Source organism: Stappia sp. BW2 (assembly GCF_008107695.1).
GTDB lineage: Bacteria > Pseudomonadota > Alphaproteobacteria > Rhizobiales > Stappiaceae > Roseibium.
Genome location: NZ_VIRG01000054.1, coordinates 1 through 12405 on the forward strand (window position 1 = coordinate 1; position 12405 = coordinate 12405).

Annotated in this window: 11 protein-coding genes; 7 read left to right on the forward strand and 4 right to left on the reverse strand. The window is 58.9% G+C overall.

Going from position 1 to position 12405, the window contains the following annotated elements; genetic code table 11:
* Positions 1–509: 509 nt before the first annotated feature.
* Entirely contained in the window at positions 510–1505 is a 996-nt protein-coding gene (locus FMN63_RS06285) for an acyltransferase domain-containing protein (protein WP_162529991.1), read from the reverse strand.
* Between FMN63_RS06285 and FMN63_RS06290 the strand changes: the two genes are divergently transcribed.
* Complete coding sequence (locus FMN63_RS06290) at positions 1504–2319, forward strand: 4'-phosphopantetheinyl transferase family protein (RefSeq protein WP_148583109.1); 816 nt, start codon at positions 1504–1506, stop codon at positions 2317–2319. The two genes, FMN63_RS06285 and FMN63_RS06290, sit on opposite strands and share 2 nt — an antisense overlap.
* A gap of 24 nt (positions 2320–2343) precedes the next feature.
* Here FMN63_RS06290 and FMN63_RS06295 read toward each other — a convergent pair whose 3' ends face one another.
* A complete protein-coding gene (locus FMN63_RS06295; protein WP_148583110.1) occupies positions 2344–3165 on the reverse strand; it encodes a metallophosphoesterase family protein in 822 nt (273 codons plus the stop codon).
* A 108-nt stretch (positions 3166–3273) separates the two neighbouring features.
* On the opposite strand from FMN63_RS06295, the gene FMN63_RS06300 reads away from it, so the two are divergent.
* From FMN63_RS06300 to FMN63_RS06320, 5 genes are read left to right on the forward strand one after another with little or no spacing between them, the layout of a single operon-like run.
* Entirely contained in the window at positions 3274–4563 is a 1290-nt protein-coding gene (locus FMN63_RS06300) for a cytochrome P450 (RefSeq protein ID WP_148583111.1), read from the forward strand.
* Positions 4560–5816, forward strand: coding sequence for a hydroxymethylglutaryl-CoA synthase family protein (locus tag FMN63_RS06305; RefSeq protein WP_148583112.1), 1257 nt, complete (start codon positions 4560–4562; stop codon positions 5814–5816). Before FMN63_RS06300 ends, FMN63_RS06305 begins: the two co-directional genes overlap by 4 nt.
* Positions 5817–5838: 22 nt before the next feature.
* Positions 5839–6084, forward strand: coding sequence for an acyl carrier protein (locus FMN63_RS06310; protein WP_148583113.1), 246 nt, complete (start codon positions 5839–5841; stop codon positions 6082–6084).
* A 4-nt stretch (positions 6085–6088) separates the two neighbouring features.
* Complete coding sequence (locus FMN63_RS06315) at positions 6089–7315, forward strand: beta-ketoacyl synthase N-terminal-like domain-containing protein (protein WP_205513880.1); 1227 nt, start codon at positions 6089–6091, stop codon at positions 7313–7315.
* Positions 7312–8082, forward strand: a complete 771-nt coding sequence (locus tag FMN63_RS06320; RefSeq protein ID WP_148583115.1) for an enoyl-CoA hydratase/isomerase — start codon at positions 7312–7314, stop codon at positions 8080–8082. The genes FMN63_RS06315 and FMN63_RS06320 overlap by 4 nt, the downstream gene beginning before the upstream one ends.
* On the opposite strand, the gene asnB is transcribed toward FMN63_RS06320, so the two are convergent.
* Together asnB and FMN63_RS06330 are read right to left on the reverse strand one after the other, a co-directional pair.
* On the reverse strand, positions 8046–10043 hold the full coding sequence (gene asnB / locus FMN63_RS06325) for an asparagine synthase (glutamine-hydrolyzing) (RefSeq protein ID WP_148583116.1): 1998 nt from the start codon (positions 10041–10043) through the stop codon (positions 8046–8048). The two genes, FMN63_RS06320 and asnB, sit on opposite strands and share 37 nt — an antisense overlap.
* A 21-nt stretch (positions 10044–10064) precedes the next feature.
* The gene (locus tag FMN63_RS06330) at positions 10065–10313 is read right to left on the reverse strand and encodes an acyl carrier protein (protein WP_148583117.1); all 249 of its coding nucleotides are present in this window, start codon (positions 10311–10313) and stop codon (positions 10065–10067) included.
* A gap of 455 nt (positions 10314–10768) precedes the next feature.
* On the opposite strand from FMN63_RS06330, the gene FMN63_RS06335 reads away from it, so the two are divergent.
* The gene (locus FMN63_RS06335) at positions 10769–12403 is read left to right on the forward strand and encodes a cyclic peptide export ABC transporter (RefSeq protein ID WP_148583118.1); all 1635 of its coding nucleotides are present in this window, start codon (positions 10769–10771) and stop codon (positions 12401–12403) included.
* Positions 12404–12405: the final 2 nt, after the last annotated feature.

Sequence of the window (12405 nt, forward strand, 5' to 3'; positions counted from 1 at the left end):
TTTTATGTTATTCGCACAACGGCATCCAGGTTCTTAAACTCACAAGGACACCGATAGCTGGACTCCAGTCCCACACAAACAAGCAAAAACTCACAGCGAATCCTTGTCGGTCGGAGCTCACGGCGCATGTCCAACGTAAACTCGCGAAAAATTGGCTAAACAAAGCTTTGGCCGCATCATGGCAAGCGCGAACCCCGAAGACGTAGCCGAGACACGCGATCGAAAAATCCTCTACCAGAAACTAAATACATAAAGCCGAACGGAAATATCCGAGGAGGGCTTTTGGTCCCCGATAAAAGCAGGTCCAAAAATACCTAGGCTGACGTAACCGATCGTCCTCGTTTATGAGTTAGCTCTGTTTATGGCGTGGTCGGTTTTGGACTGGGCTGCGAACTCATAGGGGAGGAGCCCCTAAATGCGCTGCCCATCAAATGCAGGCACAGCCGGTAACATGTTCTGATTGCTGGACCCAACGGTGGTACTGGCCTCGCAACTGTTTCTGTGTTGGTTCAGTTTCTTGAGTCGAGAGCAGTCTCGTCGGGGCTGGATCTGACAAGGGCATCGAGCCGTTTCAGGTCTCCGCCGAAGGGCGACATCAGTGCGCTGATCGAAGACGATGATCCGCCGGCCACCTCTTGGCGCAAGATTGCCGTGAAAGTGCCGGTCGGGCTGAGGTCGATGTAGTTCGTGCTTCCTCTTGCCTCGATTGCGGCGATGGTCGCGCGCAGCCGCATCGGCTCGCGGACGATCCGCCACAGGAAGGAGCCGTCGGCGGCTTCCGTCTGCGCCCCGAGACAGGCAGACCAGACCGGCCAGAACGGTGTTTCAAATGAGACGTCCTTCACTGCATTCAGATAGTCATCCTGGGCAGTCTCGATCCAGCGGGAATGAAAGGCAAAGGGAACCGGCAGTCGCTGGAAAGGGATATCCAGGCGTCGCAATTCCGCGATCACCCGGTCTGTTTCGACTTCCGGCGCTGCAAGCACACAGTGGCGCTCGGCATTCATGCCGGCTATCTCTGTCGTCTCGCGCAGAACCTGCGATTGTTCATGAATCTGTTCCGGTGCCAGGATTGCGATCAGTGCGCCGGGTGACGTTGTCCCGCGAAAGACCGAAGGCTGGTGGGCCAGGACCTTGAGGGCCTTTTCAAAGGGCAACATGCCGGCGAGGCTCATGGCAACGAACTCGCCCAGGCTGACCCCGAGCAGAAGATCGGGCCGAATGCCCTTGCTCTGCAGCAGCTTTGCCGCGGCAAACTGGGTCATGAAGAGGGCCGGGTGGGAATGCTCGAGATGGTCGAACGGGTCGCTCAGGCTGTGTTCGGTGGAATAGATGATTTCAAGGGGGGAAAAGCCTTGCGTCGTCTTTACGATCCGGTCACCGATCTCCATCCACTGTCTGAACACCGGTGCGGTGTTAAAAAGATCCACCGCCATATGATAGTACTGAGATCCTTGTCCTGCAAAGCAGAAGGCCGTGGGCAGGGCGGAGGAATTTGAACGCATGCAAAAGACCCTGAGTGGCAATCCGGACACTGGCAGTTTCTTGTCGCACGGACCCGCTGCGACCGGCAAGCAGCTCTTGTCAGCCGATCGCGTGGCGGTGTGGTGGCTGCTTCTGGACGAGATCCGCGATGCAGACTGGGAAAAGCTCGACAGCATCCTGATCGATGAAGAGCAGGAGCGATCGGACAGGTTCCATTTCGAGCGCGACAGGCAAGTTTACATCGCCGCGCATGCCGCCTGCCGCGGTCTGTTGAGCTACTGTCTCGGAGAACCGCCCCGTAACTGGCGCTTCAGCGTTGAAGACCATGGCAAACCCGAGCTCATCTGCCCGCCGGGACAGCCTCGGTACCGGGTGAATATTTCCCACACCCGCGGGCTGGCTGCTGTCGCGCTGGCGCGGGAGCACGATATCGGCGTTGACGTGGAATGGCTTCAGCGCGATGCGCCGGCGGATGACCTCGCCAAGCGGATGTTCGCCGAAAGCGAGCGTTTGAAGGTCAAGGACGCGACGGGACCGGAAAAACTGGAGACGTTCCTCAGCTTCTGGACCCTCAAGGAAGCCTATGTGAAAGCCATCGGCAAAGGCTTGTCGCAACCTCTCGACGCCTTTGCCTTCGATCTGGAAACGGACGAGATCAGTTTCCGGGACGGTTTGGCTGATACGGCCGCCAACTGGTATTTCGAGCGCTATCGGCCCGGCCCGGAACATCTGATGGCTTTGGCCGTGCGTCATCCCGACAAATCCAGCCTGATCGTCGATCCACAGCCCGCACCGCTCACCTATCTCCTTGATCTTGCCGGCACACACAACTGAAGCGATGTCCGCTGCGGAGATCCGCTAGGCGGGCAGAATGTCCCTCAGGTACGGCTCGATACCAATGCTTTGATCCCACTGTTTCGGATACCCAAGGGATACTTCCTCGAAGCGGGTGGTGCCGCGCCAGTCGGTGCGGCGCGTGTGGAGATGACCGGACACGACGACGCTTGCATTGAAGCGGGTGTGCCAGTCTTCGGTTCTGCGCGTACCGCACCAGGGCGTGAAGCGCGGTGCACGAGGAATGTGAATAAGGTCGCTGCGCAGGGGGAAATGGTTGATCAGGATTGTCGGCATGCCCTCAGGAATGCCAGCAAGGCGTTGTTCGGTTTCCTCGATACGCCTGTCGCACCACGCGTCCCTGCTTTTCCAGGGGGAGGGATCGAGGAACATCTCATCTGCACACACGGCGCCTTCTTCCCGGGCCCAGGCAACGACGGTCTCGCGGTCGATGTGGTCCGGGCGGAAGCTGTAGTCATAGAGGAGGAACAAAGGCACTACGACATGCTCGCCGCCTTGCCCCTTCCAGATTTCATATGGGTCTTCTGGGGTCACCACGTTGAAGGACCGGGCCAGATTAACGAGCGCACGATACCGGTTTTCGCCGGCGAGTGCCGGGCGGCCCCTTTCCTCCGGAATGGCCCAGAGATCGTGGTTGCCCGGAACCCAGAAAACCTTTTCGAATTTCCGCGTCAGCACGTCGAACGCCAGGCGCATATGCTCGAATTTTTCTGCAATGTCTCCGGCTAGGATCAGCCAGTCGCTGCCGAAGGCAGGCAGATCAAGAAGCGCGTCGCGATTGGCAGGGCTTGCCAGATGAAGGTCGCTGATGGCTTTTATTTTCATGGCGTTGGGGATTGTCACCTACTTCCTTGACGCCGACGGGCGCTTGGGAAACACTTCACGGAAAGGATGTAAAAGTCCAGCCCAGATCCCTCCCGCAGGCGAGCTCTCATGACCGAACACCATCCAGTCGAAGGGAATTTGCCAAAGACGGCGGGTGCTTCCGAAGATGGTCATGATATCGATTGGTGGTCGATCCTGTCCGACAGGGATTTCCTGGAAAATCCCTATCCGACACTACACCGCCTGCAGGCCCGGGGACCGGTTCAGTTCGACGAGCGCAGCGGCATCTATTTCGTACTGGGGCACAAGGCCTTCGGCCGACTTTCCAAATCCACCGCGATGGGCCGGGATACGCGCAACTGGCTTGGAGGCTGGACATCCGACGACTACCGCCAGCATGATCCGGTGGGGTTTCGCCTTTTCAGTGAATTTCAGCCGCAGATGATCAACTGTGACGGCGACGAGCACAGGCGGATGCGCAAGGTCTACGAGCCGGCCTTTCGGGCTCAGGCCATGTCGCGCCTCGTGCCCATGATCGAACAACAGGCCAGCCGGTTGCTGGCTGCGATGCCCGATGATGGCCAGGTCGATTTCATCGAAGCCTTCGCGGCGCCTCTGCCGCTGCGGGTGCTGTGTGAACTGTTCGACATTCCTGATAGCCTTGATGTCACGATCAGCCAATGGAGCGCATCGCTTATTCGCATTGGCGATATCCTGATGACGCCGGAGCAGAAGCGCGAGGCCATGGACGCCCTTCGCGATTTCAAGGATTTCCTGCGAGAGCAGATCAGGCAGCGTCAGGACAAGCAGGAAAACAATCTGATGAGGCTGGCGATCCAGGCACGTCTCGATGGAACGCTGGATGAAGACGAGACCCTGACGAACCTGGTGTCGATGCTGGTAGCCGGACATGAAACCACCGTGACGCTGATCGGGAACGGCATGTTGCTCCTGCTTCGCCATCCCGGGGAACTGGAGCGCCTGCGACAAGACCCCGGGCTGACCCGGACCGCGATCGAGGAATTCCTGCGCATGGAACCGGGCGGCAACATGATTTTGCGCGTTGCCCTGGAGGATTTCGATGTCGAAGGCACGCGGATTCCCAAAGGGGCGCCCGTGATCGGCCTGATTGGCGCCATCAACCGGGACCACGCGCGTTTCGAACGCGCCGACGAATTCGATATCGCACGGCAGGCCAATGCACAGTTCACCTTTGGTGGCGGGGCGCATTTCTGCATAGGTGCACCACTGGCGCGCCTTGAGGCCCAGATCGCGTTCTCCTCGGTTCTTGGGAAATACCGGCACATTGAACTGGCGGGGCCGCCGGAATGGCGGCTCGACCGGATGAATGCCCGTGGTCTCGGGGCCCTGCCTCTGCACGTTAGGACAGCTGCATGAGCCGCCCCGTGGGTATCGAAGCCATGAACGTCTTTGTCGGCATGGCTGCGCTTGATGTGCGGGAACTCTGCACCCATCGCGGCCTAGACATGCCACGTTTCGAAAACCTCCTGATGGAGGAAAAGACCGTCGCCCTGCCGTACGAGGACCCGGTCACCTTCGCGGTCAATGCCGCCCGGCCGATCGTTGACAGCTTGAGCGAGGACGAGCGGAACCGGATCGAAATGGTGATCACTTGCACCGAATCCGGGATCGATTTCGGCAAATCGCTCAGCACCTATGTCCACAAGCATCTGAATCTGAAACCGAACTGCCGTCTCTTCGAGATCAAGCAGGCCTGCTATTCGGGCGGTGCCGGTCTGCAGATGGCGGTCAACTTCGTTCTGGCCCAGACGTCCCCCGGCGGGAAAGCGTTGGTGGTGACCACCGACATTTCCCGGTTTGCCCTCGCCGATGCCAACGCTGTTCAGGAATGGGCCTATTCAGAGCCAAGTTCAGGCGCCGGCGCCGTGGCCATGCTGGTGTCCGACAGCCCGAACATATTCCAGATCGATCCCGGTGCCTACGGCAATCATGCCTTCGAGGTGATGGATACCTGCCGCCCGGGGCCGGACACGGAAGCTGGAGATGCCGATCTTTCCCTGATGGCCTACCTGGATTGCTGCGCCGGCGCCTTCGAGGATTATTCCCGCCGGGTCGAGGGGGCCGATTTCCGTCAGACCTTTTCACAGCTTTGCTTCCATACGCCCTTCGGCGGCATGGTGAAGGGCGCGCATCGTCACCTGATGAGAAAACTCTACAAGGCCAAACCCCAGGAAATCGCGGCCGATTTTGACAAGCGGCTGGGACCAAGCCTTGCCTATGGAAAAAGGGTGGGCAACACGGCTGGCGGGTCGGTGTTTGTCGCCCTGGCTGGAACCATCGATACTGTGGATCTAACCGAACCGATCCGCATCGGCCTGTTTTCCTACGGGTCGGGTTGCTGTTCGGAGTTCTTCAGCGGCGTCGCGACTGCGCAGAGCAAGCAGAAACTGCAGTCCATGGAGATTTCAAAGTCTCTTGATCAGCGATACCGGCTTTCCATCGCTGAATATGAAGAGCTGCTTTCCGGTGGGGCCGTCATTCGTTTCGGCACCAAGGATACGAAACTTGACCACGGAATCATTCCCGGCGCTTGGCCGACCACGGGAATGAAAGACCGCCTTGTTCTCGATACCGTAAAAGACTACCACCGAAACTATATCTGGATCTGACGAAACGTCAGGGGGGGGGCTTTTGGACAGCAAGCAAATCGCGGACATGGTCATCGCGGAGATACGTGAAACCGTGCCTGAACTGGCGGATCAGCCCATCAGTCCCGAGGATTCGATGGCGGAACTCGGTGTCGATTCCATTGAACGTAGCGAGGTTATCCTGTCGACCATGGAAAAACTCGGCCTGAAGATCCCGATGGTCCAGTTGCATGGTCCCAAGAACATCGGAGAACTTGCCGAGTTGCTGTTCAACAAGAGCGCTGGATGACCCTGTGACCGTCGCAGTGACCGGAATTGGCGTTGCCTGTGGCCTTGGCCACGGCAAGACGGCATTTCGGAAAGGACTGTACGAAGCGCCCGACATCTTTTCCTGTCTGACGCGCGAAGGGCGCGGGCCAGCGGAAGGTGAACCGCCTTTCATCGGTGTGGAGATGCCGGAGCCTAGCGAAGTCTTGGCACCGCGCCTCGCCAGGACAGCGTCCTTCAGCGGCCGTGTTGCGCTGTCCGTCCTGCAGGAGGCCTGGCAGGATGGGGGGCTGGACGATATCGATCCGGAGCGGATCGGGCTTGTCGTCGGCGGCAGCAACCTGATGTCCCGTGAACAGGCTTTGGCGGCGCGGGACTATTCGGCAAGGCTTGCCTATGTGCCGCCGCGCCATGCACACATGTTCCTTGATACGGACATCTGCGGCTTATGTGCGTCCACTTTCAAGATCCGCGGCTTTGCCTATTCGCTTGGTGCTGCGTCTGCAAGCGGTGCCGTGGCACTCATTCAGGCCCGAGAGGCAATCCGGTCGGGCCGTGTCGATGTCTGCATCGCCCTTGGAGCCCTGCAGGATTTGTCAGCTTACGATCTCCATGCCATGCGCTCGTTGGGGGCGATGGGGTCCATGCGCTTTTCTGAACAACCCGGGCAGGCCTGCCGGCCCATGGATGCCGCGCGGGACGGCTTCATTTATGGCGAAGCCTGTGCGGCTCTGGTGCTCTGCCGTCAGGATCTGGCAGCGGCGGGCAAGACCTATGGCAGGATTGCCGGGGTCGGACTTGCTGTCGATGGGGCACGAGGGCCAGAACCCAATTCGGCAGGGCAGGTTCGTGCAGCCATGACGGCGCTGGTTGAAGCCGGCCTGAGTGCGTCCGATATCGATTATGTCAATGGTCACGCAACCGGCACGCCCGCAGGCGATGATGCCGAGTGCGAAACCTACCGGACCCTCGGGCTGGAGGAGGCCCGGATCAATGCGACCAAATCCATTCTGGGGCATGGATTGAGTGCTGCCGGAGCCATCGAGACCGCAGCGGTGTTCATCCAGATGAAGGAAGGCCTGCTGCATCCGACGCGCAATCTTGAAAAGCCTCTGGATAGCCGGTTCAACTGGGTCCGTTCGGAACCCGCTGTCCATGACATCCGGCGCGCGTTGAAACTCTCCTTCGGGTTTGGTGGCATGGATGCGGCGCTGGTGCTCGAAGCTCCCGATAGCGGAGGTCACACCTCATGACGTATGACACTCTCAAGGTGACCTTTCACGAAGGGGTCTGCCGGGTTGCTTTCCATCGTCCTGAGGTCGGCAATGCGATCAATGGCCGGATGATCAACGATATCACGCACCTTTTGGAGCTTTGCTCTGCCGACACGGGCCCGGACGGCAGGCCTGTGACGGTGATCGTGATCGAAGGCGGCGAGGACATCTTTTGCGCTGGCGGGGATTTCGAGGCAATTTCCGAAAACGGAACGGCCGGTGATCCTGCCCCTCTCTACGATATCTGGCTGAAGCTGGCCGAGGGGCCCTTCGTGACGGTGTGTCTGGTCAAGGGGCGTGCAAACGCCGGCGGAGTTGGCTTCGTCTCAGCATCCGACATCGTGATTGCGGAGAAGACCGCGCGGTTCGGCCTTTCCGAATTGCTCTTCGGCATCTACCCGGCCTGTGTCCTGCCATTTCTGATCAGACGCATGGGGCGCCGAGGTGCCCAGTACATGACGCTGATGACCAAACCCGTTTCCGCTGAGGAAGCCCTATCGTCGGGGCTGGTGGATGTTCTGGCGGAAGACGGGGAGGTGGCCTTGCGCCAGCACCTGGCTCGTCTTCGGCATCTGACGCGGCCTGCTCTTGCCCGGTACAAATCCTATCTTGCCGGCTGTAGCGGAGATCCGGTTCAGGACAGGCAACGCGCGCTCGAAGCCAACAGGAGCATGTTTTCCGATCCTGCTGTTCTTGCTGGAATTCGCCGTTACGTCACCAAGCTCAAATTTCCGTGGGAGACGTGAGCCTCGGACGTCTGACTCAAATCGACAACCTTCTGAAGGGGCGGAAGGTTTGCCGAAGGGAGTTCTTCGCGCCGGACAAAAGTGCGATTGAGCAGGCAGATTGACAGGAGATACAGGAAGGTCTGGTTTTCCTTCGTGCTGATTTCCCCGGCGGGCTTGGTCAGGACCTTGTTCGCAAGCCTCTGTGCAAACTTCGCGTTCAGGAACGGCAGCCCCGAAAGCTCGGTCTCGCTCAGGACGAGGTCGAGATAGTCCGGGCGCCTTGCGGCAAATGCAGCCGCATCAGGCGCGCGATAGGGGAACTTGCGCTTGTCGATGATCTTGTCGGGCAGCCGGTCGCGGAAGGCTTCGCGCAACAGGCGCTTTTCCGAAAAGCCGTCGTCAAATTTCAGGTTGATGGACGTGGCCAGGGCAAAAACATCGGGATCCAGGAACGGACACCGGTTCTCGACACCGTGGGCGAGGCTCATCCGCTCCCCTTGTGTCGACAGGAGATAGCCGGAGAGAAGCGTCTTGTATTCCAGCCACTGGGCCTTTTGAACCGGCGACAGATCCGAGTAGCAGGCCTGCGCCGCGACGAGGGCTGAAATCTCCGCAAACGGGTCGCCTGCGTCCTTCAGGAGGCGCGCGGAAAAAAGGCCGTTCTGGAATCTCAGCTCATGCGAAAAAAGCCCGGGCATCTTCTCCTGCGAGAACTGCTGGTAAAGACCGGTCATGGCGGCGATGTGTTCCGGACCGTAATGCGTGAGATGTGGATAGAACAGTTTCAGCCGCTCCCGGCGGGCATCGTCGGTATGGTCATCCCAGCTGCCACGCAGAAGCGTTTCCTTGAAGAGGTCGTAACCGAGGAAAGCCTCGTCCGCGCCTTCGCCGCTGAGAATGACCTTGATCCCTTCTTCCTGCGTTCGCCTCGAAAGAATGTACATGGGTACGAAGGCACTTCTGAAGGCCGGGATCTCGGCATGGAAGACCGCATCCGGTGTGTTGTCCGCAATGTCGGCATAGGTGATGCGTTGCGCATGGTGATGGGTGCCGAGATGACTGGAAACCAGTTGCTGGTCTTCCGACTCATCGAATTCCGCGTCTTCGAACTCTACCGAAAAGGTTGACACGGGCCTCGTCGCAAAGTCCTTCGCAAGCGTAGCGACGATGGCGGAATCAACGCCCCCACTCAGGTAGACGCCTACTTCGACATCGCTGCGCAACCGCAGCTCGACACTCCGGGTCAGGCGCTTCCGGATCAGTTCCAGAGCCTCTTCTTCGGACCTGACATCCGGTCCTTCGTCGAACCTGAGATCTGCGTAGGTGTGTGTCGTCAGCTCAGCATTGCGGAACGAAAGCCACTGCCCCATCGGAAGGTTTTTTATGTCGCGGAAGCCCGACTGGTCGGGCAGAGGTGTCCACTGGCCCAGGATCGCGGCGATTTGTGCCGGATCCTGTTCGAAGGAGAAACCCGGGACGGCCAGAAACGCTTTCATCTCCGACCCGAACAGCAGCGTTTCTCCCCGCTGAGCGTAGAACATGGGGCGCTTTCCGAAGCGATCACGCGCCAGAAAGACCTCTCGGTTCCTGGCATCGTAGACAGCAAAGGCAAAGCCGCCGTTGAACCTGCGCAGGCAATCCGACCCCCAGGTGATCCAGGCATTGAGAACGACTTCGGTATCGCACTCTGTCCTGAACCGGCAGCCCCTGGCTTCCAGTTCCGTTCTCAGTTCCCGGTAGTTGTAGATCTCGCCATTGTAACAGAGCCAGTAGCGGCCGGTCGGGTCACCGAACGGCTGAACGCCGGATGCCGGGTCCAGGATCGCCAGGCGGACAGTGCCCATGGCAAAGCCGTTGTCGACCACATAACCGGCTCCGTCGGGGCCACGATGCCCGATATGGGAGAGCATCCTCTGGATGTCGTCACCCAGCGTTTCTGCACAAAGGACCGGGTTCAGTATGCCAGCGATTCCGCACATGAAGTTACTGCCCGCCCTGGATCAGCTGTCTACCCGTTCAGCGACTTTTTGCGCGACCGTTTGCTCGATCTGGGTCAGGCTGACCATCACGCCGCCGGTCATTTCTCGTTCGCTGAACTTGATGCCGAACTCCTGCTCGAGGAAGCGGACAAGCTGGATATAGCCGAAGGAGTCCATCACGCCTTCCTTGAAGAGGTCGGAGGTCTCCGGGAAGCTCTCATCGAACTCGATCAGAAATTGCTCTTCTATGAAATCGCGGATTTTCTGCATGGTGTCCGAACGCTCTGAATGGGGCCGCGGAAGTCGAACCGGTGACTGTTTTTGTGTGTCCTTCGTCGGTCCGATTGCGAGTCACGTTAGCCAATAGGAGGGCACAGGGACAGTCCCCCCACCCTGGTATTTTGCATGCTTGCACCAAAATTCGCAGGAAAACTGACTTTAGGGTAACCAGTGTAGAATTCCGTTATAGAAAAATCTTTTGCGGCGCAGGAAGACCTTGATTTGTCCGGGAAGTTTTCTTGGAAATACGTGTGTATGCAATTTTCGCAATGCTTGCACAGGTCATGTCCGCCGCATAGCATGCAACCCAACGGAAGGGCTGTGGCGCCGATCAAGATCTCGTTTTTGAAGCTTTGATTGGCTGCTGAAGAGACCCCGTTGCAAGGATGTCAGGCGATCCGGTGCCGCCGGATCAGGGGGGCTGAATTCGTAATGGCAGGTTCGGCATGAATATACTCCGCCTGCTGCGTGACGGACCGCCTGCAAGCCGCCGACTGATTTTTGTTCTGGCCACCCTGTCGGGGGTGGGAAATGCCGGTCTGGTCGGCCTCGTCAACGAGGCTGCCGAACAGTCGCTTCTCGGCATGAAAGTCGAGCCTCAGCTTCTCATCGTCTATGTTCTGACGCTGTTGATTTTCCTCCTGTCCAACCGGTCTGCCTTGCATCAGGCCAACCGGTTTGTGCAGTCGCGCCTGGAAGCGACGCGCAGACGGATCGTCAGCAAAATCAGAAAGGCGGATCTGAGAACGCTCGAACGGCTTGGGCAGGGCGATATCTATGTGACCGTCGCCCAGGAAACCGATCACCTGTCGCAGACCCTGCCGCTGCTTATTGGTGCCGCCCAGAGCGCGCTGCTGGTCCTGTTTCTGTTTCTCTACATCGCGACGCTGTCCCTCATTTCCTTCCTGGTGATTTCGATTTTCACCTATCTCGGTGTCCGTTTCTTCCTGTCGCGGCAAAGGGCGCTGACGGCCTCACTGGTCGATGTTCACTACCGGGAAGCCGAGATGCTGGACAGTCTCATGCATTTCACGCTTGGTTTTCAGGAAATCCGCCTGAATGCGAACAAGAACGATGCGCTGTTCGCGCATTTTTCCGATGTAACCGGCCGGCTGCGCGATGTCGTGATCCGGCTGGGCGGAAAGTGGGTCACGCTGCTTCAGTTCAGCAATGCATTCATCTTTCTGCTGGTCGGTGTCGTTGTGTTCATCCTGCCAGCCTTCTTCTCCGGCTATACGGACACGATCTACAAGATCACCGCTGCGTCCGTCTTCGCTCTCGGGCCAACCGCCGCAATCCTGTCGGTCCTGCGTCTCGTGGGGCGCGCGGAAGCCGGGCTCGGTCATGTCTACGCGTTGGAAAAACGGCTGGACGACGGGGCGCCGCCCCCCGCCGGCCCGTCGCCGCGCGAAAGGTCTCCCTTCAAGAGCTTTTCCAGACTTCAGCTCGTTGACGTGACCTTCCGGTATCTGGATGCCGACGGAAACATCACCTTCGAAGCCGGGCCGCTGAACCTGACGCTGGACCGGGGAGAAACGGTATTCCTGACAGGGGGCAACGGCGCGGGAAAATCCACCGCCCTCAATCTGCTCTGCAGTCTCTACAAGCCTTCATCAGGGCAGATCCTGTGCGACGGGTTGGAAATCAAGGAAGAAAACCGGCAGCAGTACCGGGAGATCTTTTCCTGCATCTTCACGGACTTTCACCTGTTTGACCGCCTGTACGGCATCGAGGATGCGGAGCCGGCGGAAGTTGTCCGTCTGATCAAGCGGATGGAACTCGACGACAAGGTCGGGTTCGAGAACGGTCGCTTCACGACAAGCGATCTTTCGACGGGGCAGCGCAAGCGCCTGGCCATGATCGTGGCGCTGCTGGAAGATCGCGAAATCTATGTCTTTGATGAATGGGCCGCCGACCAGGACGCCCATTTCCGCGAAGTTTTCTACAAAGAGATGCTTCCGGACTTCAAGGCACGCGGAAAGACGGTCGTGGCTGTGAGTCATGACGACCACTACTGGGATTGCTGCGACCGGCGCCTTTTCCTGGATTTCGGCGCGATCCTCGCGGAAGGGGAGAGATAGGC